This is a genomic window from Klebsiella sp. LTGPAF-6F (genome assembly GCF_001753185.1).
Lineage (GTDB): Bacteria > Pseudomonadota > Gammaproteobacteria > Enterobacterales > Enterobacteriaceae > Klebsiella > Klebsiella michiganensis.
Window position 1 is genome coordinate 4,543,951 of record NZ_CP017450.1, and the last position, 24,330, is coordinate 4,568,280.

A 24,330-nucleotide genomic window follows, 5' to 3' on the forward strand; every position below is an offset into this window, starting at 1 on the left:
CTGAGTGTCCTTTCTGATGTATTCAACGCAAGTTGGAGTGCGCGATCGGCAAAAAGTGCCGTTAAACCTGTTCTTCGCGAAAACAGGCTTTCAGCCGACGGCTGCTTAACAGCCACCAGAGCGCGTAAAGATCCGCCGCCAGCAGGCCGATGGTCACCGCCGAAGGCGACTCGCCGCTCATCCACAACAGCGGTTGCCAGACCAACAGCAAGAGCTGGGAAAGCACCAGCAGCCAGCGCATCATGGGCCAGAGCCGGGGGAAGCGCTGACGATGCCCGCTAATGATAAACGCCAGCACCGCCGGAATGCCGGGGAGCAATCCCAGCCAAAAATTATCGTGGTCCGGATAAAACAGATTCAGCAGCGCGTCGCCCTGCTGACGTGACGCGCCGGCCATCAGAAATAGCACCCACGTCCGCGCCTGAAGCAGCAGCACGCACCAAAAGAGAAACGGCAAACGCAGGCGGCCGTGGGTATCGAAATCGGCGGGGATAAACTCAGTATTCTTCATCTTCAATTAAGCGCTTGCCGAGGCACAGCACGTCTGAATGCTCATAGCCAAGGCGTTCGTACATCCCCTGCACCACATCATTATCTTCGCGAACCATAATATTTATTTTCGGACAGCCGCGGGCGATCAGCTTTTTCTCCAGCCGATTAAGCAGCGCATTAGCAATACCGCGACCGCGATATTCAGGATGCACGCCAAGATAATAGGCAGACCCGCGATGCCCGTCATAACCGCCCATCACCGTGCCAACCACTTCACCGTTAACTTCGGCGACCAGAAACAGGCTGGCATCGTGGTTCAGCTTACGTTCAATATCCATTTCCGGATCGTTCCATGGGCGAAGGAGATCGCAACGCTCCCACAGGGTGATGACCTCTTCGAAATCTTGCTGGCGAAAAACGCGTATCTCCATGGTATTCCCCACCATTGACGGTTAAAAACAGAGATTATGGCGTGATTGTGCCCGATAGCCAATATCAGGCGCAATGAGCCGCAAAAAATGGCATACTATGACTTTGTCATGTATTGAAATGAAAAGTAAAACAATTCTTATTTTGAATGGTCGTATCAGAAAAGACGATACGATATAACATTGGTTACCACTTGTTTGCAATTCAGGCCGAATGAGCACTTTTAAACCATTAAAAATACTTGCTTCGCGCCGCCAGGTGCTGAAAGCCGGGCTGGCAGCAATCACGCTTTCAGGGATCGCCTCACAGGCCAGCGCGAAAGAACAACAGCCATTGAAAACATCCAATGGGCACAGCAAACCCGCAGCGAAGAAAAAAGGCGCCAAACGCGTCGTGATGCTCGACCCGGGCCATGGCGGTATTGATACCGGCGCTATCGGCCATAACGGTTCAAAAGAGAAGCACGTCGTGCTGGCGATCGCTAAAAACGTGCGCAGCATTCTGCGCAGCAACGGCATCGATGCGCGCCTGACGCGCAGCGGCGATACCTTTATTCCGCTCTATGACCGGGTGGAGATCGCCCACCAGCACGGCGCCGATCTTTTTATGTCAATTCACGCCGATGGTTTCACCAACCCGAGCGCGGCCGGCGCCTCCGTTTTCGCCCTTTCCAACCGCGGCGCCAGTAGCGCCATGGCAAAGTATCTCTCGGACCGTGAAAACCGGGCGGATGAAGTGGCCGGCAAGAAAACGACGGATAAAGACCACCTATTGCAGCAAGTGCTGTTCGACCTGGTACAAACTGATACCATCAAAAACAGCCTGACGCTCGGTTCGCATATCCTGAAAAAGATCAAGCCGGTGCATAAGCTGCACAGCCGCAATACCGAGCAGGCGGCGTTTGTGGTGCTGAAATCGCCGTCGATTCCGTCGGTTCTGGTAGAAACCTCGTTTATTACCAATCCGAACGAAGAAAAACTGCTCGGCACCACCGCGTTCCGGCAGAAAATCGCCACGGCGATTGCCAACGGCATTATCAGCTATTTCCACTGGTTCGATAACCAGAAAGCCCATTCGAAGAGACGTTAATGAGACCCGATGCGCACCAGGTAAAAGCTTTCCTTCTCCAGCTCCAGGATGCTATCTGCCAAAAGCTCAGCGCCGTTGACGGCAGCGAATTCATCGAAGATAGCTGGCAGCGGGAAGGCGGCGGCGGCGGACGCAGCCGGGTGCTGCGCGATGGCGGTATCTTTGAGCAGGCTGGCGTTAACTTTTCGCACGTGCACGGCGAGGCGATGCCGGCCTCCGCAACCGCGCACCGCCCTGAGCTGGCGGGCCGCAGCTTTGAAGCGATGGGCGTCTCGCTGGTCGTGCACCCGCGCAGCCCCTATATCCCCACCAGCCACGCTAACGTGCGCTTCTTTATCGCGGAAAAACCGGGCGCCGAGCCGGTATGGTGGTTCGGCGGCGGCTTCGATTTAACCCCCTACTACGGCTTTGAAGAAGATGCCGTTCACTGGCATCGCACCGCCCGCGACCTGTGCCAGCCCTTCGGCGAAGAGGTTTATCCGCGCTATAAAAAGTGGTGCGACGACTACTTCTTCCTCAAGCATCGTAACGAGCAGCGCGGCATCGGCGGCCTGTTTTTTGATGATTTGAATACCCCGAACTTTGACCATTGTTTCGACTTTATGCAGGCGGTGGGCAATGGCTTCACCGATGCGTATCTGCCCATTGTCGAGCGGCGTAAAGAGAGGGTCTGGGGCGAGCGCGAGCGCGCTTTTCAGCTCTACCGCCGCGGGCGCTACGTGGAGTTCAACCTGGTGTGGGATCGCGGTACTCTGTTCGGCCTGCAAACCGGCGGCCGCACCGAATCCATTCTGATGTCGATGCCGCCGCTGGTGCGCTGGGAATACGACTACCAGCCGGAAGCGGGCAGCCCGGAAGCGGCGCTGAGCGAGTTTATTCAGGTGCGCGATTGGGTTTAACGTTGCCTGATGGTGCGGTTCGCAGGCCAGATACGGCGCCGTTTTGCCTGATGGCGCTACGCTTATCAGGCCTGCGATGACGGCGCGAATCGCCATCCGCTAAATAGATCGTCATCACGCCCACTGCCGCATCCGCTGATGCAGCGTCAGCGACGGTTTCTCGGCGAACAGCTGCTGATAATCGGTAGCGAACTGGCCCAGGTGCCAGAATCCCCACTGCATCGCCGCATCCTTAACCGTCGTGCTCTGCGACCACGGGCTAATCAGCTCCCGGCGCACCGCGTTTAAACGAATGCGCTTCAGCCAGGCGTTCGGCCCAATCCCCAGAATGGCGTGAAAGGCGTTTTGCAGCGTACGGCGGCTGACGTGCAGCTGCTGACATAAATCGAGAACCGTCAGCGGCTCCGACATATTCTCCAGCACGTACTCCCGCGCCCGGGAAAGCAAACGCCGATAGCTCTGGTGGCTAATGCTCTCAGCGGTAATCATCGGCTGCGCCTCCTCCAGCATCGCCCCCATCGCCAGCAGGAGATTATCGCCCAACACCTTACGCACCGCGGGCTGATGAAGGTTCTCCGGATTCTCGCTAAACGTCGCCAGCGCCTGCTGCACAAAGCCCCACAGCGCCGCCTTGTGCTCCTCTTTGACCTCCAGCGCCGACTGGTTACGCAGCATATGCAGCACCCGCTCCGGGTGATGCAGGAAGCTGGCCTGGCGGGAAATGACATCCTCCGAGATCACTACGCCCAGAATGGTGTAATCATCCGGCGTGCTGAGCTCAAACTCGGTGCCGCCGGGTCGGGTGGCGATTTCGGCGCTGCCGAGACACTGTGAGCCAATAAACCCCTGCTCGCCGCGGGCTGCCGGAATACCGAACCAGAAGGAGTTCGGCCACACCAGGCAGGACTGACGCAGCGCCAGGCCGGTATATTCGCGAAAGACCTGAATATCATCGAGCAGGATTTCGGTAAATTCACCGTGAAATTTCCCCGGATGCAGCTGATCGTAAATCTGCTGCCAGGCAGTAATCGTCAGGGCATGTTCATAGACATCGGTGGTCCGCCGCTGATGGACGTTGTCCACCTCGACCATCGGCGTCAGTTTAACGTCTTCGGGTAATGCTTCATGATAAAGATGGTGCAGGTTGGTCGGTTTTTTCTTTTTCATGATCTGATAAACCGGGAGCACTTTCGCGTTCCCGGCACCTCCGACTGGTTAATTTTTTAAGCGATAGCGACTACTGCGTTTACGCAACGCTCCGGTAGAAAAGAGCTGCTCCAGCGCCTTCCTGGCCTCTTCAAGCGACCAGCCGAAATGGGCGGCCACCTCCCCTGCCGTCATTCCCTGACGCGTCGAAGAGAGCAGCGTCAGCAAGGGTTCTGAGGATTCCACGACCACCGGCGGCTCCGGCGTTTGCGGCAGCCGTTGAAAACCGGCGATCAGCCGCTGGGTATCCTCTTCCGGGCGTCCAATCTCCCGACGGCTGATAACGCGCCCCGTACGCTGCGCCGCAGCGCTGCCGGCATCCAGCGCCGCCCGGCACGCCGCCAGGTCGCCTTCCACCACCAGCGTCAGCCTGCCGGGGTCAAGAACCTCATGGCTGAGCAGCCGCACGTTGGCCGCCTTCAGCATCGCATCCGCCGCGTCAACGGCGGCCACCATGCCGTCCACTTCCAGTAATCCCAGGGCGTTGATCATCGCTTCCCCCTTACGCGCGCTGGATTGGATGACGGGCAATATCCAGAACGGCATCGGTAAAGGCGTTACAGGCGGCTTTACAGGCGGCCTGGCTTCCCGTCAAAAAGGCGGCGGAATAGTTGGTTTCCGACGGCGGCGGCACGTAGGTCACCAGCTGCACGTCGGCCGATTTCATTGCCGCATCGATACCGAAGGTCGCCTCCAGCGGCGGCGCCACCAGATAAGCGATCGGATCGCCCAGCGCAATGCCGGAGGTAGACGAGAGATAAGAGCCGGTACGCGACACCACGTGCGCCAGAAACGCCGTATCTTCGGCATCGTTGGCCCACTGGAACGCGGCCCCAGTTTCGATATGCGCCACCATCGCATCCAGACCGGCGCGCACTTCCGCCGGGTTCGGGCCGCCCAGCATAATCAGCACTTCACCTGCGGTTGGCGAAGGGCCGTGGGCCGCGCCGGCGTAAAGAGAACGACCGTAGACCACTTCCACCATCGCCTGTTTTGTCGCTTCGTCAGCGGCAATATAAGTCACATCATCCGAATCCGCCGTGATGAGTCCGAGGCTACGTATATGTGGCGGTAATTTAAGCTCGCGGGCAAAGCCGTCATTCACTGAGGCAATCACGCGCATGGCCGTCACCGAAGGGCGAATTAAATCTAATGCAGGCATGATGCCTCCTTACCGAGTCATGTTGATGCCGGAAGCCTTCTGCTCCAGCATGCGTTTGGCCAAATCGACAATCACCGCCGCGGCTTCTACCGGGGGCGTGCCGCCCTGGTGAATATTGGAAATACAGGTCCTGTCCGCTTCGACGGTGGTCGCCACGCGCGGCGAATACACGGCGTAACAGGAGAGGCTTTCCGACTGCCCCAGCCCCGGACGTTCGCCTACCAGCAGGATGACCACCTTCGCGCCGAGAATTTCGCCAATCTGATCTTCAATTTTGACCCGCCCGTAGCGGACGAAGAACGGCGTACCGACCTTCAGTCCGGCCTGCTTCAGGCCCGACAGCAGCGGCGGCAGGATCTCTTCATAGTTGACGGTAATCGCGTCGGTAGAGAGGCCATCGGATACCACCACCTGAACGTCAGGATTCGCCACGCACTGCGCCTTCAGCGCGTCAATCGCCTCCGGACTCAGCCGACGGCCCATATCCGGGCGCGTCAGGTAGAGGTTTTTGTCGCTAATTTCGGAGCGCACCTCCAGCAATCCCTGGGTTTTCACCCATTCCTCCGGTACCTCTTTCAGCACCGTATCCTTGGAGCGCGAGTGGTCGGCGAGGAAGCGCAGCAGCGCGAGGGTGCGCGGACGCGGACCGGCGCGGCCGGTACACACGCGCGCCGCGGTGCTGCGCTTCAGTTCGGCCAGCACTTCCGCACGATGCGGCTGCTGCACGCCAATCCAGCCTTTCGCCTCTGGCGAACCTAAATCCAGCGCGCAGCTCTCCGCGGCGACCTCGCACCGGCTGGCGCATTTCGTCACCGTCGCCTCAGGCGCTGCTGCTGCCGTCTGCGGTTGTCCCATTGACGCCATCACGCTACGTACAATTTCTTCAATCTGCTTTTGATCCATCATGTGTCATCCCCGCGTCATCAAAAGAACAGTGACGGATCGCCCGCCCGTTGGGTCAGACGACCGTTTGCCATAATGCCCATGGTTTCCAGCCAGCGTTCGAACTCCGGCGACGGCCGTAGATTCAGCAGCTGACGGACGGTAGCGGTATCGTGAAACGCGGTGGTCTGATAGTTGAGCATGATGTCGTCGCCGAGCGGCATGCCCATGATGTAGTTGCAGCCGGCGGTGGCGAGCAGAATCATCAGGTTTTCATTGAGGTTCTGGTCGGCGTCGGCATGGTTGGTGTAGCAGCAGTCGCAGCCCATCGAGATGCCGCTCAGCTTGCCCATAAAGTGATCTTCAAGACCGGCGCGAATAATCTGCCGATCGTTATAGAGGTACTCCGGCCCGATAAAGCCCACCACGGTATTGACGAGGAACGGATCGTAGTGCCGCGCCAGGCCATAGTTGCGCGCCTCCATCGTCACCTGGTCGGCGCCGAAGTTCGCGCCGGCCGACAGCGCCGAGCCCTGCCCGGTTTCAAAGTACAGGCAGTTCTCCCCGGCGATACGGTTAAACTCGGCGCCGACCGCCCGCGCTTCATCGAGCATCGCCAGCTCCACGCCGAACTCTTTTAGCCCCTTTTCGCTGCCGCAGATGCTCTGGAAAATAAGCCCCCCCGGGGCGCCGCGACGGATCGCTTCAATCTGGGTGGTAACGTGCGCCAGCACGCAGCCCTGGGTCGGGATATTAAACTTGTCGATAACGCCGTAGACGGTATCGAGGACGCGGGTCAGGTTTTCTACGTCATCGGTTACCGGGTTAACGCCGATCACCGCATCGCCCGCGCCGAACGAGAGCCCCTCGTAGATTTGCGCGGCAATGCTCTGCACGTCATCGCGGGTATCGTTCGGCTGCAGGCGGCAGCTAAAGGTGCCCGGCAGGCCGATGGTGGTGTTGGCTTTTTTAATCACCGGCATTTTCTTCGCGCCGTAGATCAGGTCGGCGTTGGAGCAGACCTTCGCCACCGCCGCCACCACTTCTGAGGTCAGCCCTTTGCGCACAAACACGATGTCATCGCTGGTGACCTCATCGTTAAGCACGTATTCGCGCAGGTCGCTGATGGTCCAGTTTTTAATCCGCTGATAGGCGGTTTCGTTGACGTCATCCTGAATCAGGCGCGTCACGCAGTCCTCTTCATAAGGAATCACCGGATTGTTACGAATATCGGCGACCGTCATATCGGAGAGCACCTGCTTCGCCGCCACGCGCTGCTGCGAACTTTCCGCAGCCACCCCCGCCAGCACATCCCCCGAACGCAGTTCGTTGGCTTTAGCCAGCACCTCTTTTACATCCTTAAACTGATAAACATTGCCGAACAATGTGGTCTTTAGTTTCATAAGTCGTTCCCTCAGGAAGGAAATGCGAGTGATTTCACCGTCACCGGCACAACCGATCCGCCAAAAAGAGGCGTACCAATGTCGATATAGTCCCCCGCCCGTACGCTCACCTCATCGATGACCGCCAGCGGGAGTTGTTGCAGCTGCGGGCGCAGCAGCATGCCCAGCGCTTTGCCAAAGTCCTGCTCGGCCACCACCAGCAGGGGATGCGGGTTGGGAAAGCGCGCGACAAAAGCCAGTAGCGCGTCAATCACCACCAGCAGGGCGGCGTAGCGCACCGGCAACGAAGCAGGAAGCGCCAGCACGTAAGCATCCGATCCCGGATCCAGGTCGAGCTGCATCAGCGCCTGCTGCCAGGCGCTCAGCAGATCGGCTTCATCAAGCGGGATCGCCACCGGCAGATTGCGCAGCGGGAGCTGAACCCCCTCCAGCCAGATGGTGCTGCCGGAAAGCGAGAGCGTGTGCGCGCCGGCGCCAATCACCGTGGCGCGTACGGTTTGCGCCGGGAACTGCACGTTCATCTCCCGCAGCCGCGGATGCTCATGCAGCGCCGTGGCCAACAGTGGCCCAATATCAGAAAAACAGAACGGATCCGCGGGCTGGTTGCGGTAGCACTCGCCCACTCCGCCGGAAAGGGTTATCACCTCGGGTACCGCGCCTGCGGGCAGCAGGCCGGTTTGCATCAGCCGTTGCGCCAGCGGAGAGAACGTGCCGTCGATAACTTCGACGATCAGCTCCGCCATCCGGCGCGCCACCTGCGCTAACTGCGAAGCACTCAACGCGCGCGCATCGGCGCCTGCGCCAAAAACCTCATCGACGATCATTTGTCCCGGCTGATGGGCATAAACCACCCGCCCCTGGCCGTCGGTCTCCAGCAGGCGCCCGCCAACGTTCAGGCAGGCGGTGGCGCTGATTTTTCCCGCTTCAAACAGCGCGTAGTTTGAAGTACCACCGCCGATATCAATGTTCAGCACCCGGCACATCCGCTGTTCAGAAAGGGTTTGCGCGCCGGCGCCGTGACCGGCAATCACCGATTCCAGATGCGGCCCGGCGCTGGCCACCACAAAGTCGCCGAGCGACTGCGAGAGCGCCATCACCGCCGGACGGGCGTTACGGGTTTTCGCGCTTTCACCGGTAATAATGATCGCCCCGGAGTCCACCGATTCGGGGGCAACCCCGGCGGCCTGATACTGCGCCAGAATCAGCGCCTTGAGTTCGGCCTCCTTCAGACCGCCCTGCTTATCAACCGGGGTAAAGAAGACCGGGCTTTGCCAGCTAATTTCGCGTTTGATGAATTCGTAGCGCGGCACCTGCGACACCGCCGCACGGTTAACCAGCTCAAGGCGGGAGAAGATCACCTGAGTGGTGGTGGTGCCGATATCGATACCGACGCTCAGCAGCTGGCGAGTTTTCACGATTGCGCCTCCGCTTCGGTTTTCGCCGCCGCCGGTGCGTTTTCATCTTTCGGCACCAGCAGCATCGCTACGCCAATGGCGGTGACGCCGCCGATCAGCTTGCCGACGATCATCGGGAAGATCATGGCGTTCATGTTGGCGGCGGCGAAGCCTAAGTGGTCGCCCAGCGCGAAAGCGGCGGAGACGGAGAACGCGCAGTTGATGACTTTGCCGCGGGTATCCATCTGCTTCATCATGCCGAACATCGGGATGTTGTTGGCCAGCGTCGCTACCATCCCGCCGGCAGCCATATTGTTGATTTTCAGCAGATTACCGACGCGCATCAGCGGCTTTTCAAACCAGCGGGTCAGCAGCAGCACCATCGGATAAGCGCCGAGCAGCACGCAGGAGATCGAGCCAATGACTTCAATGGCGCGCATCACCTCGCCGGGCTGGTCGCCGGGAGCCATAAAGATCGGGTCGAGCCCCGGGATCAGATCCCAGCCGAGCAGGAACTTGATGACCGCCGCGGCCAGGCCGATGGTGATCAGCGCCACCAGAAATTTGGCGAAGATCTGGAAGCCGTTGATCATTTTTTCCGGAATAAACTTCAGCCCCAGCGCCACCAGCACCGCGACGATAAGCACCGGGATCATATTCATCAGGATCATCGCGAAAGTGAACTCCACCGGCTGTCCGTTAATCTCCACGCCGGAGTACATGGCCACCAGGCCGCCGGCGATGCAGCCGATCGGAATCGTGACGATCCCGGCCAGCACGCCCAGCGCCAGGTAGCGGCGGTCGGAGGGCTCGATGATGCCGAGCGCGACCGGAATGGAGAACACCAGCGTCGGCCCCATCATCGCCCCGAGGATCAGGCCGGAATAGAGCCACGCCGCCACGTCGCCGCCCGCCAGCTCTTTGGCGAGGAAGAAGCCGCCCATATCGCAGGCCAGCAGCGTTCCGGCGAACATCGACGGGTTGGCGCCGAGCATTTCATACAGCGGAATTATCACCGGCCCGAGCAGGTGTGCCAGTACCGGCGCCAGCGCGGTCATCCCGACCATCGCCAGGCCCAGCGCGCCCATCGCCATAAACCCCTCTTCGAACTGGCCGCCGGATCCTTCGATGCTTTTGCCAAACTTGCCGAGAAAGCGCGCCGAGCCGCCAAACTGCGACAGGATCCTGTCCACGGCGGCAATCAGCATAAAGAACATCATGATGTACATGATGATTTCGTTAATTCCCATAGCCTTTACTCCCTGTCATTTATGATTTGTAGATACTGTGAACGCCGGGGCATTAACCGCGCTCCGGGGGCTTTCCCGGGTCGCGGCGTGAACGCCTTACCCGGGCTACGGAATAGCAGACGGCTGCGATCCTGTAGCCCGGCTAAGCGCAGCGCGAGCCGGGACAGCCACACGCCTCCGGGAAAATGGCCGCATCAGCGCGCCGCCGCGTACAGCTCGATAATCTGCTCCCGGGTGGCGGTGCGTGGATTGGTGCGCAGACAAATGTCCTCCTGCGCCGCCTGCGCCCATGCGCTGAAATGTTCGGGCTTCGCCCCGGCGTCAGAGAGTCGTTTGCTCAGGCCGACTTCGGCGATCAGCGCCTCTACGGCGGCGATAGCCTCGTGGTCGTCGGTTTTTTTAGCGGTCAGCGCCCGGCCGATCTGGCTGAAACGCTCGCGGCATACCATGCGGTTAAACCGCATTACCGTCGGCAGCAGCATGGCGTTGGCCTGCCCGTGTGGAATATGCAGCGCCGCGCCGGGCTGATGCGCCATCGCATGACACAAGCCAAGACCCGCGCTGGAAAAGGCCATTCCCGCCATACACGAAGCCAGCAGCATGCTTTCGCGGGCGGCGAGGTCGTGGCCGTAGCCCACGGCCTTCGGCAGCGCCTGGCCGATCATCGCTATCGCGCCAAGCGCCAGGCTATCGGTGAAGGGCGTCGCGTTGAGCGCGCTGTACGCCTCAACGGCGTGGGTCAGCGCGTCAATCCCGGTCATCGCCGTCACCGGCGGCGGAACGCCTTCGGTCAGGGCGGCGTCGAGAATCGCCACGTCCGGCATGAGCGAGGCGTGGGCCAGCACCTGCTTGCGCCCGCTGACCGCATCGATAATCACCGTCACGTTGGTGGTTTCCGAGCCGGTTCCGGCGGTGGTCGGCACCGCAATGAGCGGCAGACGCGGGCGCAGTACGCTGCTTTCCGTCATCGCGCTGAGCGTCTGCTCCGGGTTGGTGACCAACAGCGCGACCGCTTTCGCCGCGTCAAGCACCGAACCGCCGCCAAAGGCCACCACGCCGTCGCACTTCGATTCGCGCAGCTGCGCCACCGCCGCGCAGACGTCGGTAATGCACGGCTCTCCCGGCGGACAGGGCCAGACGGTCATCGCCACCCCCTTCATCGCCAGGCTGCGCGCAAGCCCGGCGGTCATTCCCGCCTGATGCAGGAAACTGTCGACCATCACCAGCAGATGGCTTACGCCTCGCGCTTGCGCTTCCTGACCGCAGGCGCTCAGCGCGCCGAGGCCGCACAGCGTCACCGGCGGCACGCTGAAGGTTTTCACCCGCTGCAGATTCAGGGTATCGAATGCCTGAAAGAGCGCCGTCTGCAGTTCAGCTTGCATAGATTCCCTCCGCTTTATCTCTCCCGCTGCTGGCTATCGCCAGCGGGGTCATAAACAGGCTGTGCTGCGGTAAATGCACCCGTAATTCCGGGAAGCGCTTGCGAAACAGCGCGTCCACGCCCGGCTGCATACAGGAGCCGCCCGCCAGCCATAAATCAGCAATGCCCTGGCCTTCGATATGGTGAGCAACAATCTCGGCCATCTTTTCGTATACCGGCTTCACCACCGGCCAGATCTCCTGGGCGTTGCTGCGCTTGTACTGCTCCGCCTCTTCCAGCGGCATGCGGCGGTTACCGGCGAGGGTCAGGGAGATATGGTGACCGCCGGTCGCTTCATCGGCGGAGTACGTCACCTCGCCCCGTTTGACGATAGCGATCCCGGTGGTGCCGCCGCCGATATCCACCACGCCCGCGTTGTCGAGCTGTAGCAGATCCGCCACCGCGGTCGGTTCATCCAGCACGTGGCTAACTTCCAGCCCGGCAGATTCGAGTACGTTGATCGAAATACGCGGGTCGGTGCCCGGCGGAAACGAGGTCGCCGCGTGGCTGAAGCGACAGCCAAGCTGCTGTTCGAGCGTATCGAGATGGCGGCGCACGATGGTGACGGCGCCGAAGAAATCCCAGACGATGCCGTCACGCACGACGTCAGCCCAGTCCAGACACACCGCCACCGGCTGCCCTTCGCTGTCGACAACCATCGACACCACGTCGCAGGTGCCTAAATCCACGCCCAGCCACAGCGGTGATTCACTGGCGGCAGGCGTCTGATTACACAGGGCGGCCGCTTTTTGCAGTCTGGGGGTGAGCCAACGTTGTTCGTCGTGTGCCATGAGTCATCCCTTATACAATTCGGAAGGCATCCACCAGCACGCAGCGCCGCAGGCGAACGAAGGTGCGCGCGCTGGTCACCCCCTCCCCGGTTGGCGTAGTGATGGTCATGGTGGTCCAGCCCTCTCCGCCCAGCCCGAGCCCGGCGATGCACGGCCCGTTTTTAACGAAAATGCTGGTATCAATGGCGTTCGCCATCTGATTCATGTTGTCGATATTGCGCGAGTGCATCGCCGCCGTATGGTGGCAGCCGCCCTCCAGCTGCACCGCCAGCGCGATAGCGTCATCGACGCTGGCCACCCGTACGACAGGGAGCACCGGCATCATCAGTTCCGTCACGGCAAATGGATGGCTGGCCGGGGTTTCCACGAACAGCAGGCGCGTCTGCGGCGGCACGTTCAGGCCGATGGCGGCGGCAATCTTGCTCGCGTCACGTCCCACCCAGTCACGGCTGACCGTACCTTTGCCGCGCTCATCGATATTCTTCAGCAGCACCGGCTGAAGCTGCTCGGCCTGGGCCGCGCTGAGCTTCACCGCCTGCTGGCCTTCCATCAGGCGCATCAGCTCGTCGGCGACGCTATCGACCACAATCAGCACCTTTTCGTCGGCGCAGATGATGTTGTTATCAAACGAGGCGCCTTTGACGATGGACCGCGCGGCGCGCGCCAGGTCGGCCGTTTCGTCGACCACTACCGGCGGGTTACCGGCGCCGGCGGCAATCAGACGTTTATTGGTATGCTTGCGCGCGGACTCCACCACCGCTTCACCGCCGGTGACCACCAGCAGGCCAATACCGGGGTACTTAAACAGCCGCTGGGCCGTTTCGATGTCCGGGTTCGCCACGGTGACCAGCAGATTGGCCGGACCGCCCGCGGCAATCACCGCCTGGTTGAGCAGCATAATCGCCCGCTGGGAAACCCTTTTCGCCGCCGGATGCGGGGCGAACACCACGCTATTGCCCGCGGCAATCAGGCTGATGGCGTTATTAATTACCGTCGCCGCCGGGTTGGTGGAGGGGGTGACCGAGGCCACCACGCCCCAGGGCGCGTTTTCAATCAGCGTCAGGCCGTTATCGCCGGTGAGCACCTGCGGAGAAAGGCACTCCACGCCCGGCGTGCCGCGCGCCTGGGCCACGTTTTTGGCAAATTTATCTTCAACGCGACCCATGCCGGTTTCGCTGACGGCAAGCTCCGCTAATTCTCTGGCGTGTTTTTCGCCCGCCTCACGGATGGCGTGAATCGCCAGCTGACGCATCGCCACGCTTTTCAACCCCTGCTGGGCCACCTTTGCCGCCGCGACGGCGTCATCCAGGGAGGCAAAGACGCCCATCTCATGAACGGCGCTGTCCGGCTGGCTGCTGGCCGTCATTTTCAGCAGTACGGCTTTCACCACCTGTTCAATATCCTGTTGGTTCATGATGTTCAGTCCTATTTATGGAAAATCACCTGACCGCCGGTCACCGCTTCATCGACGATACCGATGACGCACAAATCGACAGGAGACGCCTCGCTGCGGTGTGCCTGTCGCGCCGAGCTTCCGCTCACCAGCAGCACCCATTCGCCGGGCCCCGCGCCGATGCTGTCGATGGCGACGGCGCACTGCCCGTCGGGCTTGCCCGCGGCATCAATCATCTCCACCATCAGCAGCTTGTCGTGCGCCAGCCCCTGATGGCGGACGGTGCAGACAATCTGTCCCGTGACGACTGCCAGTTTCATACCGCCTCCCTGAATTGCGTGGTAAGTCGTGGGCCGGATAAGCGCAGCGCCATCAGGCAATGGCGCGCGTTAATGCCGGAGGGCAACGCTGGCGCGTCTTATCCGGCCCGACCATCAGATGTTGCTGTCGCCTTTAAAACTGATGGGGAACACCTCCTCCAGATCGCCGTGCGGACGCGGAATCACGTGCACCGATACCAGCTCGCCGATGCGCTGCGCCGCAGCGGCGCCGGCATCGGTAGCGGCTTTGCAGGCCGCCACGTCGCCGCGCACCATCGCGGTCACCAGACCGCCGCCAATCTGCTTCACGCCAACCAGCTTCACGCGCGCGGCTTTCACCATCGCATCAGAGGCCTCAATCAGCGCAACCAGGCCCCGGGTTTCAATCATTCCTAATGCTTCCATTGTGTTTTCCTCTTACTTAAGGGGGTCCAGAACGGGACCGTTCATTCAACCTGCGTGGGTAAGCGGTACTCGCCGCTTACGTCACTCCGGCGCGGCACGGCTGCCACTAACGCCAGTTCGATAATTTCCTGCACGCTACAGCCTCGGGAGAGGTCGTGGAGCGGTGCGGCCAGCCCCTGAATCAGCGGCCCGACCGCACGATAGCCGCCCAGGCGCTGGGCGATTTTGTAGCCGATGTTGCCCGCCTCCAGCGATGGAAAAACCATCACGTTGGCCCGCCCCTGCAGCGGACTGGCGGGCGCTTTTTGCGCGGCGACCTCCGGCACGAAGGCGGCGTCAAACTGCAGTTCGCCATCCACCATCAGCTGCGGAGCGCGCTGACGCACGATCTCTGTGGCCTGCTGTACGTTGGCGACGTTGGGGTGGCGGGCGCTGCCGTTGCTGGAGAAAGACAGCATCGCCACCTGCGGCTCCTCGCCGGTAATCGCCTGCCATGTCTCAGCGCTGGCGATAGCGATATCCGCCAGCTGCGCCGCCGTCGGCTGCGGCACCACGCTGCAGTCGGCAAATCCCAGCGCCGGTCCGACGTACTGCGGCAGCATCAGAAAGATCGACGACAGCGTTTTGCAGCCAGGCTGAAGGCCAATAATGCGCAATCCGGCGCGCAGCACGTTCGCCGTCGAGGAGAGATTGCCGGCAATACACACGTCGGCCTTCCCGGCGCTGACCATGGCGGCGGCAAACATCAGCGGGTCGTTGAGTTTTTCCTCCGCGTCCGGCGGCGTTTTTTCTCCGGCCCGATCCAGCCAGCGCCGGGCAAACGCTTCGCGCATTTGCCGGTTGCTGTGCGGGTCGACGATCTGCATACCGTCCATCGGCAGGCGGTGGCTGAGGGCGAACTGGCGCAGGGCAAAGGGGCTGGCGATCAAAATCGGCTTTGCCAGCCCCTGCTGCTGGAGGTAGTGCGCCGCTTTAAGAACGCGAATGTCCAAGGCATCCGGAAACACCACCCGGGCGGGCGAACGCAAAGCCAGCTGACGCGCGCGTTGGATAATCATTGCTCACCTCCCAGACGCTGTTGGATCTGGCTGACGGTTAGCGGATGCTTTGCCACGCATAAAATCATCATCACGTAGACGGTGCTGGAGAGGCGGTTGAGCGCCTGCAGAATGTCCGGACGTAAGACCTCAAAACTGCGGGTAATAAAGACCTGCGCGGCGACCGTTTCCGTTTCGCGTATTTTGCTGCGCAGCAGATTGAGCAGCGCGGCATCGCGGCCGTGGCCGGCTTCCGGCACCAGATGATCGTGGTCGAGATAGCGCAGCGGCTGGTGGGAAAGGCGATGCAGTTCATCCTCGTTCAGCCCGACGATAGACTGCGCCGCCAGCGGTTCACCCACGGCGTCGGCGCGCATAATATTGCCCAGGCGCGAGCGGATATCCGCCAGCCAGGGCTGCCAGGGCTCCGCCAGTTCGATTTGCAGCCATACCGCCAGGGCGATGGTGGCGTCGAGGGCGGCGCGAAAGCCCAGCCGCGGATCGCTTTTGGCGACCATTTTTTCCGCCGTCAGATGGGTCAGGGTGTCCGGTTTTTTGTCTACCGGCTGGCGGCACAGCTCGCAGCAGGCCTGCGGATGCGTACCGCTGCTGGTTAAACCGTGTACCGGCTGCGGCTGCTGCGCGTCGTCATCGACAAACAGGCTGCCCTGCTCGTCGAGAAACTTAATGCGCAGACGGCGGCTTTCCAGCAGCTCCCGGGCCGAAGGCGTCAGACGGGCGTCGGCGGGCAGATGAATTTCTGCCCCTTCGCTGAGCGTATGGTTCGCTCTGAGCCAGGCTTCGGTAATAAAATCTTTCATAGCGATTGCCAGTTCGCAGGCCAGGCGACGTACAGGAAGCGCACGGTCGACGGCGTGCCGAATTCAATGCTCGAACCTTTCGGGATAAACATCACGTCCCCGGCTTTGGCCACCATGGTTTCACCTTCATGGCGCACGTGGAGTTCGCCCTCCAGCACCATGTCGACCTCGTCATAGTTCAGCGTCCAGGGGAAGAAGGCGTTTTCCCACTGCATAAACCCGGCGGCCATGCTGCTGCCGTCCTGCTCGGTGACCAAATCCGTTAAGCCGACGCGGTGCGGTTCGGCGCCGTCGAAGCGGCCGAATTTCACGCTGCTGCCGTCAATGACCTTTACGCCGCCTTTACCAGTGACCGCCTTAAAGCTGGGCTGCATCGCGTCAATCCCCAGCGACTGCTTCTCCTTCATCACTTTTTCCATCAGCTGCGCCACCAGGCTTTCGGTAAACTGCCCTTCCGGCAGCTGCGCGATAATGGTTTCGCGAATGCGCTGGCTTTCGGTTTTTTCCTCTGCCGCCGGGACTGCCGGCTCTGGCGCGGATTCATCGCACTCCTGGATGGCGACGCCCAGCAGCTCCGCGACTTCGCGGGCTTCCGGGGTGATGATGCTGGCGCGCAGCACAACCGATATTTCCTCTTCGCCTCGCGCGTGGGCCGCACGAATATCGTTAGCTGTGATAAGTTTCTTCACCTGCCCCTTCCTCCTTTTGGCTGAGCTCACTCAGGTAATTCACCAGATGCTCTACGCTTTGCGGGTCGTGAGCGTTGAGTTCGAAAATCGGCTCCTGAAACCCCATCCCGTACAGCAGTTGCCGCACCGCGGCGACGTCGGCGTCCGGCATATCCGTTTTGCTGATCGCGGCGATATGTCGTTTATTCGCGCCAATATTCAGTAGCCCGGCGGGTAAGCGACTTTCGGTATCATTTGCCGCGTGGACATAAATCAACGTATCGACATCCTGCAGCGTGGTAATTAATGCGTGGTACCAGCGCGGATGGCTGAAATATTCCCCCGGGGTGTCAATATCGCCTTTCTCGTTAAATTCCACGGCCTGCGTTTTTCTCGCGAGGGAATAATTCCCCTGCAACGCATTAAATAGCGTTGTTTTTCCCGCACCCACCGTACCGACAAATGCAATACGTTTCATTGCCGCCTCTAATTAGCTTTTGGTTAACTCGCAGAGGGTGTAATTTAATAATCGGCCAAGCCCGCTCACCGTCTGCAGCAGCGCCTCTTCTACCGCGCCGACCGAGCCATAAATCACCAGCGCGCCGCTAAACCGGTCGAGAAAACCGATATGCACATCGGCGGCCTTCATCGCTAAATCACCGGCGATCATGGCGGTTTCTCCAGGGGTTAAGGTCATAATGCCGATAGCGCCGGATTCGGGAACGCCGATCTTTTTCGCCAGTTCTGCCCCAGGGTGCGCAATCAGATGCGCCAGCGTCACCTGCTTGCCGGGTACAAATTCCTGAATGATGCGTTCTTTATCCATGGCTCACCGCTCCGCTAAAACTTGCGCTTATCGTGACAAGTTTCCGCTGGAGTAAATAACAAAATTCGGCAAGTTGATTTGAAAGGTGAGATAGATCACTTATAAACAGAAATAAAAAAGCGCGGGAGAATTCCCGCGCCTGAAATAATTAAATAAAAATTACAGCGGCTGAGTTTGCGCTTCAACAACCGCCAGCGCGACCATATTCACGATACGCCGTACCGAAGCAATTGGCGTCAGGATATGCACCGGCTTTGCGACGCCCATCAGCACCGGTCCGACGGTGACGCCTTCAGAGCTGGAGACGCGAAGTAAGTTGTAACTAATACGCGCCGCTTCCATATTCGGCATCACCAGAATATTGGCCGAACCTTTCAGCGGGCTGTCCGGCATCCGCTCATTACGAATGCTTTCCACCAGCGCGGCATCGCCGTGCATTTCGCCATCGATCATCAGCTCCGGCGCCTGCGCCTTCACCAGCTCCAGCGCCTGACGCATTTTGCTGGCGGACGGGCAGTCCGAGGAACCAAAGTTCGAGTGCGACAGCAGCGCCACCCGCGGTTCAATCCCGAATCGACGAACGGTTTCTGCCGCCATCAGGGTGATCTCGGCAATTTGCTCCGGCGAGGGATCGTGGTTGACGTAGGTGTCGGCGATAAAGGTGTTGCCGCTCGGCAGCAGCAGCGCGTTCATCGCCCCGGCCGCATGAACCCCTTCGCGGTAGCCAAACAGCGGCTGAATGACGCTGTAGTGCTCGTGATAGTCACCGATGGTGCCGCAGATCATCGCATCGGCTTCGCCGCGCTGCACCATGATCGCGCCAATGACCGTAGTGTTGCTGATCACCGCCCGCTGCGCCTGCTCCTGGGTGATCCCGCGGCGCTTCATCAGGGTGTAATATTCATTCCAGTACTCTTTGAAGCGCGGATCGGATTCGTTATTGACGATCTCAAAATCAACCCCGGCTTTGATCTGGAGTCCCAGCTTCTGGATGCGCATCTCAATGACGCCGGGACGACCGATCAGAATCGGTTTCGCCAGCCCAAGGGAGACCAGCTCCTGAGTCGCGTGCAGTACGCGGGTATCTTCGCCTTCCGCCAGTACCACCCGCTTCGGCTCTTTGCGCGCCTGCGAGAAAATCGGCTTCATAAACAGGTTCGTTTTGTAGACGAACTCGCTGAGCTTCTCGATGTACGCATCAAAATCGGCGATCGGGCGGGTCGCGACGCCGGAGTCCATCGCCGCTTTCGCCACTGCCGGAGCAATCTTGACGATCAGCCGCGGGTCGAACGGCTTCGGAATGATATATTCCGCGCCGAAGCTCAGATCCTGATCGCCGTAGGCGGAGGCCACCACTTCGCTCTGTTCAGCGTGCGCCAGCTCAGCAATCGCGTGCACCGCCGCCAGCTTCATCTCTTCGTTAATCGCCGTTGCGCCGACGTCCAGCGCGCCGCGGAAGATGAACGGGAAGCACAGCACGTTGTTCACCTGGTTCGGATAGTCGGAGCGGCCGGTACAAATAATGGCGTCGGAGCGCACCTCTTTCGCCAGCGGCGGCAGAATCTCCGGCTCCGGGTTAGCCAGCGCCAGAATCATCGGCGCGCGGGCCATTTTCTTCACCATCTCCTGAGTCAGCACTTTCGGGCCCGAGCAGCCGAGGAAAATGTCCGCCCCGTCAATCACGTCATCCAGCGTGCGTTTGCCGCTGTCTTCAACCGCATAGGCCGCTTTCGTCTCCGCCATATTCGGCTCGCGGCCCTTATAGATAACGCCTTTCGAGTCGCAGACCACGATGTTGTGTTTCTGCATCCCCAGCGCCACCAGCAGGTTCATACAGGCAATCGCCGCCGCGCCCGCGCCGGAGACCACCATCCGCACGTCGGAGATGTTTTTCTCCACCACCCGCAGACCGTTAAGAATCGCCGCGGTACTGATAATCGCTGTCCCGTGCTGATCGTCATGGAAAACCGGAATATTCATGCGCTCGCGCAGCTTTTGCTCGATGTAGAAGCACTCCGGCGCTTTGATATCTTCAAGGTTGATACCGCCGAAGGTCGGCTCCAGCGCCGCGACGACGTTGATAAATTTGTCCGGGTCCAGTTCATCGACTTCAATATCGAACACATCGATACCGGCGAATTTTTTAAACAGAACGCCTTTGCCTTCCATCACCGGCTTACCGGCCAGCGCGCCGATATTGCCCAGCCCCAGAACGGCCGTGCCGTTGGAGACCACCGCCACAAGGTTGCCGCGCGCGGTATATTTATAGGCTGCCAGCGGATCCTTCTCGATTTCCAGACAGGGCGCGGCAACGCCCGGCGAGTAGGCCAGGGCCAGATCGCGTTGGGTAGCCAGCGGTTTTGTCGGGGAGACCTGGATTTTTCCGGGGACCGGGAATTCGTGGAAATCAAGGGCGCTTTGTTTTAACTGCTCATCCATTTTATCGTTCCTTTCACGTATCGATCGTAGGGGGTGAAACGTTATCGCGTACCTGGTGTTCACCCTAAAGGGCCACCTAGTATCTCGCCTGACGGCTTCGTAAACTTTGAACACCGCCAAACTCTCGCCATAACAAAGTTATATTTGTTATCGATTTATATTGTTTATGTAACTTAGTTTCAGAAGCAAGGATAGCCCCGTCTGCTATGCTTTTTAGTTATGCAACTCATCACCCTCTCTATCCTAATCCAATAAAAACTCATGTAACCTATTGTTTCAGGAGCACATTATGTCCCGTAGAGAACTAGCCAACGCCATCCGCGCCCTGAGTATGGATGCAGTCCAGAAAGCCAACTCCGGCCACCCCGGCGCGCCAATGGGTATGGCCGATATCGCCGAGGTGCTATGGAACGATTTCCTCAAGCACAATCCTGAAAACCCGCAATGGTACGATCGCGACCGCTTTATTCTCTCCAACGGCCACGCGTCGATGCTGCTCTACAGCCTGCTGCATCTGACGGGCTATGACCTGCCCATCGAAGAGATAAAAAACTTCCGTCAGCTGCATTCAAAAACCCCGGGCCACCCGGAGATTGGCTATACGCCGGGAGTGGAAACCACCACCGGTCCGCTGGGGCAAGGACTGGCAAATGCCGTGGGCCTGGCTATCGCCGAGCGCACGCTGGCGGCCCAGTTTAATCAGCCAGACCATGAGATCGTCGATCACTTCACCTACGTGTTTATGGGCGATGGCTGCCTGATGGAGGGGATTTCTCACGAAGTGTGCTCTCTGGCGGGGACGTTAGGGCTGGGCAAGCTGATCGGCTTCTACGACCACAACGGCATTTCCATTGATGGCGAAACCAAAGGCTGGTTTACCGATGACACGGCAAAACGCTTTGAGGCCTATCACTGGCATGTGGTGCATGAAATTGACGGCCACGACCCCGAAGCCGTGAAGAAAGCGATTCTGGAAGCCCAGAGCGTGAAGGACAAACCCTCGCTGATTATCTGCCGTACGGTGATAGGCTTTGGTTCGCCGAATAAAGCCGGGAAAGAAGAGGCCCACGGCGCCGCGCTGGGAGAACAGGAAGTGGCGCTGGCGCGCCAGCAGCTGGGCTGGCATCACCCGGCGTTTGAGATCCCGAAAGAGATCTACCGGGCCTGGGACGCGCGTGAAAAGGGACAAAAGGCGCAGAAAAGCTGGGAGGAGAAGTTTGCCGCCTATCAGCAGGCCCATCCGCAGCTGGCGGCGGAGTTTACGCGGCGCATGAGCGGCGGACTGCCTGAGTCGTGGGATGAAACGACGCGGAAGTATATTGCCGATCTGCAGGCTAACCCGGCGAAAATCGCCACCCGCAAGGCTTCGCAAAATGCCCTCGATGCCTACGGCCCGCATCTGCCGGAACTGCTGGGCGGCTCCGCTGACCTCGCGCCCAGCAACCTGACCATCTGGAAAGGGTCGACTTCGCTGAAAGAGGATCCGGCGGGTAACTATATCCACTACGGCGTACGCGAGTTCGGGATGACGGCCATCGCCAACGGCATCGCGCATCACGGCGGGTTTGTCCCCTATACCGCCACCTTCCTGATGTTCGTCGAATATGCCCGCAACGCGGCGCGTATGGCGGCGCTGATGAAAGCGCGGCAAATTATGGTCTATACCCACGACTCCATCGGTCTCGGCGAAGATGGTCCGACGCACCAGGCGGTAGAACAGCTGGCCAGCCTGCGCCTGACGCCAAACTTCAGCACCTGGCGACCGTGCGATCAGGTGGAGGCCGCGGTGGCGTGGAAGCTGGCGGTCGAACGTCACAGCGGGCCGACGGCGCTGATCCTCTCAAGGCAAAATCTGGCGCAAATGGCGCGCACGCCGGAGCAGGTACAGAATATCGCCCGCGGCGGCTACGTGCTGAAGGACGCTGGCGGCAAGCCGGACCTGATCCTGATAGCTACCGGTTCGGAAGTCGAGATCACCGTGCTGGCGGCGGAGAAGCTGCTGGCCAAAGGGGTGAACGTGCGCGTGGTTTCCCTGCCATCGACCGACGTGTTTGATGCCCAGGAGGAAGCCTACCGGGAATCGGTCCTGCCGTCGGACGTCAGCGCCCGCGTCGCGGTTGAGGCCGGCATCGCCGACTACTGGTATAAGTATGTGGGGCTAAAAGGCAAAATCGTCGGCATGACCGGCTACGGTGAATCGGCCCCCGCGGATAAGCTCTTCCCTTACTTCGGCTTTACCGTTGAGCATATCGTTACCGTAGGGGACGAGGTACTGAACGGGTAACCCATAGCGTGGGCCAGGCGTCTGGCCCCTGCCAGTTATCGCACTGCGGCTGCCGCGCGTAGCGTACCAGGCTAAACCGCTGGCCGTCATAGCGCCAGCGCGTTTGCGTCCCGCAGTCGCCGGGCGCGCGCCCTTTATCCAGCGTCACCAGTTCCTGGCGTCGATCGTCGTAGCGGGCGTTTACCAGTTCGACATCGCGCGGCCCGTCGCCGGGGGGCTGGAAAGGCAGAGTGAGCCGTACCGGATGAGCAATATACGGCCGCTGGCGCGACACCAGCCAGGCCAGCCAAATGGTGTTGTAGGCGCCCGCTTCGCAGCTGGTCATCAGCAGCACCCTATCGTCGGTCAGCGCGGCAACCCGCACCTCGCGGCGAAACGGATCCAGCGAACAGGCGCTGCTGTTCATGCGCTCGTTGCCATAATCCATGAGATCGTTAAGTTCATCGCGGCTGAGGGGGGACTCCGCCACGTCGATTCTCGCCACCGAGCGCAGCGCCGGGGCGGGCGGAACGCTGAGCGGCGGCTCTTCCCCCTTCCCTACCCACGCGGTTTCGCTCCCCACGCGCTTCTGCCGGCTATCGATAAACAGCAGGGCGGCTTTCAGCCCCTGTAAAGAGATGGCCTGCAGGCCATTTTCAAGGGTTATCGCCTTTGCTGCCTGCACCTGCTGCAGAAAGGCATCAATGGTGACACTATCGTCGGTTTCAAGCAGTTTGTCGGCGATCTGCCAATGTTTATCGCCCAGAGACAGGGGTTTACCATCGAGGCGAAGACGCGGCGCAATCGGCGCCAGCGCCGCGACCGGGTTGCCCACGCCGCCGAGTTCAATGCGCAGGCTGGCGCTGGTGGCCGCCCCGGCGCTGCGGGTGAGGGTCATGACCAGGCCGTGATGCAGCCCGACGTTGCGGGCCACGCAGAAGTTCTGATTGTTGCAGGTTACCTGCCAGTCATTGAAGAGCTGTTGTGCCGGCGCCGCCCGCACCAGCGACGTCGGCAGTAAACCGAAAAGCAGAAACAAAATAACCCGATGCAACATGAGCGGCACAACCCCGGAGAAAACGCCATACACAGCGGCTATGTTCACCAGCGGCGAGGTTTTACTCAATCGGATTTATCAGAGATCCCCGTTCATCAGCCCGGAGGTTTGCAAATATTGCAGCAGGATCACCGCTTTGCCATCGCGGATCTCCCCGTTCGCCATCATCTCCAGCGCCCGATGATAAGGGAGCTCCAGCACCTCAATATCTTCATCATCAACGCCGCCGCCATCGTTGGCCCGCTGAGTATCGTTATATTCGGCAATAAAGAAATAGATAAGCTCGGTGACGCCGCCGGGCGACATAAACAGTTCAAACAGTTTGCGCACTTCACCGACTTCGAAACCGGTCTCTTCAATAGCTTCTTTGCGCACGCACTCCTCCGGCTCATCGCTGTCCAGAAGCCCGGCGCAGGTTTCAATCAGCATCCCGTCTTCGTTGCCGTTTACCCAGGTCGCGATGCGAAACTGGCGAACCAGCACGACGGTCTGCTTATGGCGGTTATACAGCAAGATGGTAGCGCCGTTGCCGCGATCGTAGACTTCGCGTCTATGGCGAACCACGCTGCCGTCGCTGCGCGTCAGTTCATAGGTCATGTTGCGCAAAAGGAACCAGTTTTCGGAGAGGATTTTATCTTTGATAATGTTGATATTGAGTGACATACGAGCCCCACAGCGTGAAAT

Annotated in this window: 24 protein-coding genes and 1 pseudogene; 3 read left to right on the plus strand and 22 right to left on the minus strand. The window is 60.1% G+C overall.

All coding sequences use genetic code 11. The features are described 5' to 3' along the window. Nucleotides 1–61: 61 nt before the first annotated feature. A complete protein-coding gene (locus tag BJF97_RS21120; RefSeq protein WP_004853030.1) occupies nucleotides 62–511 on the minus strand; it encodes a DUF2919 domain-containing protein in 450 nt (149 codons plus the stop codon). Then, the gene (locus BJF97_RS21125; RefSeq protein ID WP_004853033.1) at nucleotides 498–923 is read right to left on the minus strand and encodes a GNAT family acetyltransferase; all 426 of its coding nucleotides are present in this window, start codon (nucleotides 921–923) and stop codon (nucleotides 498–500) included. The genes BJF97_RS21120 and BJF97_RS21125 overlap by 14 nt, the downstream gene beginning before the upstream one ends. Before the next feature lie 211 nt (nucleotides 924–1,134). Between BJF97_RS21125 and amiA the strand changes: the two genes are divergently transcribed. Beyond that, nucleotides 1,135–2,010: an N-acetylmuramoyl-L-alanine amidase AmiA gene (gene amiA, locus BJF97_RS21130; protein WP_004870750.1), complete on the plus strand. Its 876-nt coding sequence runs from the start codon at nucleotides 1,135–1,137 to the stop codon at nucleotides 2,008–2,010. Beyond that, complete coding sequence (gene hemF / locus BJF97_RS21135; RefSeq protein ID WP_014839170.1) at nucleotides 2,010–2,909, plus strand: oxygen-dependent coproporphyrinogen oxidase; 900 nt, start codon at nucleotides 2,010–2,012, stop codon at nucleotides 2,907–2,909. Before amiA ends, hemF begins: the two co-directional genes overlap by 1 nt. 114 nt (nucleotides 2,910–3,023) lie before the next feature. Here hemF and eutR read toward each other — a convergent pair whose 3' ends face one another. From eutR to maeB, 18 genes are all read right to left on the minus strand, one after another. Beyond that, on the minus strand, nucleotides 3,024–4,076 hold the full coding sequence (gene eutR, locus BJF97_RS21140) for an HTH-type transcriptional regulator EutR (protein WP_032693167.1): 1,053 nt from the start codon (nucleotides 4,074–4,076) through the stop codon (nucleotides 3,024–3,026). Nucleotides 4,077–4,124: 48 nt separating this feature from the next. Beyond that, entirely contained in the window at nucleotides 4,125–4,607 is a 483-nt protein-coding gene (eutK, locus tag BJF97_RS21145; RefSeq protein ID WP_014230327.1) for an ethanolamine utilization microcompartment protein EutK, read from the minus strand. Between the two features lie 10 nt (nucleotides 4,608–4,617). Continuing rightward, nucleotides 4,618–5,277 (minus strand): ethanolamine utilization microcompartment protein EutL, encoded by a 660-nt coding sequence (gene eutL / locus BJF97_RS21150; protein ID WP_004853042.1) that lies wholly within the window; start codon nucleotides 5,275–5,277, stop codon nucleotides 4,618–4,620. Between the two features lie 9 nt (nucleotides 5,278–5,286). Further along, complete coding sequence (gene eutC, locus BJF97_RS21155) at nucleotides 5,287–6,180, minus strand: ethanolamine ammonia-lyase subunit EutC (protein WP_032693169.1); 894 nt, start codon at nucleotides 6,178–6,180, stop codon at nucleotides 5,287–5,289. A gap of 20 nt (nucleotides 6,181–6,200) precedes the next feature. Further along, nucleotides 6,201–7,562 (minus strand): ethanolamine ammonia-lyase subunit alpha, encoded by a 1,362-nt coding sequence (eutB, locus tag BJF97_RS21160; RefSeq protein WP_032693100.1) that lies wholly within the window; start codon nucleotides 7,560–7,562, stop codon nucleotides 6,201–6,203. Between the two features lie 11 nt (nucleotides 7,563–7,573). Then, the gene (eutA, locus tag BJF97_RS21165) at nucleotides 7,574–8,977 is read right to left on the minus strand and encodes an ethanolamine ammonia-lyase reactivating factor EutA (protein ID WP_032693102.1); all 1,404 of its coding nucleotides are present in this window, start codon (nucleotides 8,975–8,977) and stop codon (nucleotides 7,574–7,576) included. Then, nucleotides 8,974–10,206: an ethanolamine utilization protein EutH gene (gene eutH / locus BJF97_RS21170; protein WP_032693104.1), complete on the minus strand. Its 1,233-nt coding sequence runs from the start codon at nucleotides 10,204–10,206 to the stop codon at nucleotides 8,974–8,976. The genes eutA and eutH overlap by 4 nt, the downstream gene beginning before the upstream one ends. A gap of 194 nt (nucleotides 10,207–10,400) precedes the next feature. Further along, entirely contained in the window at nucleotides 10,401–11,588 is a 1,188-nt protein-coding gene (gene eutG / locus BJF97_RS21175) for an ethanolamine utilization ethanol dehydrogenase EutG (protein ID WP_032693107.1), read from the minus strand. Beyond that, on the minus strand, nucleotides 11,578–12,417 hold the full coding sequence (gene eutJ / locus BJF97_RS21180; protein ID WP_032693109.1) for an ethanolamine utilization protein EutJ: 840 nt from the start codon (nucleotides 12,415–12,417) through the stop codon (nucleotides 11,578–11,580). Before eutJ ends, eutG begins: the two co-directional genes overlap by 11 nt. Before the next feature lie 10 nt (nucleotides 12,418–12,427). After that, nucleotides 12,428–13,831 (minus strand): aldehyde dehydrogenase family protein, encoded by a 1,404-nt coding sequence (locus tag BJF97_RS21185; protein ID WP_032693110.1) that lies wholly within the window; start codon nucleotides 13,829–13,831, stop codon nucleotides 12,428–12,430. Between the two features lie 11 nt (nucleotides 13,832–13,842). Continuing rightward, nucleotides 13,843–14,130, minus strand: a complete 288-nt coding sequence (eutN, locus tag BJF97_RS21190; protein WP_032693111.1) for an ethanolamine utilization microcompartment protein EutN — start codon at nucleotides 14,128–14,130, stop codon at nucleotides 13,843–13,845. A 114-nt stretch (nucleotides 14,131–14,244) separates the two neighbouring features. Next, on the minus strand, nucleotides 14,245–14,535 hold the full coding sequence (gene eutM, locus BJF97_RS21195; protein WP_000387720.1) for an ethanolamine utilization microcompartment protein EutM: 291 nt from the start codon (nucleotides 14,533–14,535) through the stop codon (nucleotides 14,245–14,247). Nucleotides 14,536–14,576: 41 nt separating this feature from the next. Next, the gene (pta, locus tag BJF97_RS21200) at nucleotides 14,577–15,593 is read right to left on the minus strand and encodes a phosphate acetyltransferase (RefSeq protein WP_032693114.1); all 1,017 of its coding nucleotides are present in this window, start codon (nucleotides 15,591–15,593) and stop codon (nucleotides 14,577–14,579) included. Further along, complete coding sequence (gene eutT, locus BJF97_RS21205) at nucleotides 15,590–16,393, minus strand: ethanolamine utilization cob(I)yrinic acid a,c-diamide adenosyltransferase EutT (protein WP_032693116.1); 804 nt, start codon at nucleotides 16,391–16,393, stop codon at nucleotides 15,590–15,592. The genes pta and eutT overlap by 4 nt, the downstream gene beginning before the upstream one ends. After that, nucleotides 16,390–17,082, minus strand: coding sequence for an ethanolamine utilization acetate kinase EutQ (eutQ, locus tag BJF97_RS21210; RefSeq protein ID WP_032693118.1), 693 nt, complete (start codon nucleotides 17,080–17,082; stop codon nucleotides 16,390–16,392). Before eutQ ends, eutT begins: the two co-directional genes overlap by 4 nt. Continuing rightward, complete coding sequence (eutP, locus tag BJF97_RS21215; protein WP_032693119.1) at nucleotides 17,060–17,539, minus strand: ethanolamine utilization acetate kinase EutP; 480 nt, start codon at nucleotides 17,537–17,539, stop codon at nucleotides 17,060–17,062. The genes eutQ and eutP overlap by 23 nt, the downstream gene beginning before the upstream one ends. 12 nt (nucleotides 17,540–17,551) lie before the next feature. Next, a complete protein-coding gene (gene eutS / locus BJF97_RS21220) occupies nucleotides 17,552–17,887 on the minus strand; it encodes an ethanolamine utilization microcompartment protein EutS (protein WP_004123425.1) in 336 nt (111 codons plus the stop codon). Between the two features lie 159 nt (nucleotides 17,888–18,046). Continuing rightward, nucleotides 18,047–20,326 carry an NADP-dependent oxaloacetate-decarboxylating malate dehydrogenase gene (maeB, locus tag BJF97_RS21225; RefSeq protein WP_004853066.1) on the minus strand — a complete coding sequence of 760 codons (2,280 nt, stop codon included), beginning with the start codon at nucleotides 20,324–20,326 and terminating at the stop codon, nucleotides 18,047–18,049. 289 nt (nucleotides 20,327–20,615) lie between these two features. Here maeB and tkt point away from each other — a divergent pair, with 289 nt between their 5' ends. Then, complete coding sequence (gene tkt / locus BJF97_RS21230) at nucleotides 20,616–22,610, plus strand: transketolase (protein ID WP_014230336.1); 1,995 nt, start codon at nucleotides 20,616–20,618, stop codon at nucleotides 22,608–22,610. Here tkt and BJF97_RS21235 read toward each other — a convergent pair. Both BJF97_RS21235 and nudK read right to left on the minus strand, forming a co-directional pair. Beyond that, a complete protein-coding gene (locus tag BJF97_RS21235; RefSeq protein WP_032693170.1) occupies nucleotides 22,579–23,646 on the minus strand; it encodes a DUF1176 domain-containing protein in 1,068 nt (355 codons plus the stop codon). The genes tkt and BJF97_RS21235 overlap by 32 nt on opposite strands. Before the next feature lie 65 nt (nucleotides 23,647–23,711). Further along, nucleotides 23,712–24,309, minus strand: a pseudogene (gene nudK, locus BJF97_RS21240) (GDP-mannose pyrophosphatase NudK). Nucleotides 24,310–24,330: the final 21 nt, after the last annotated feature.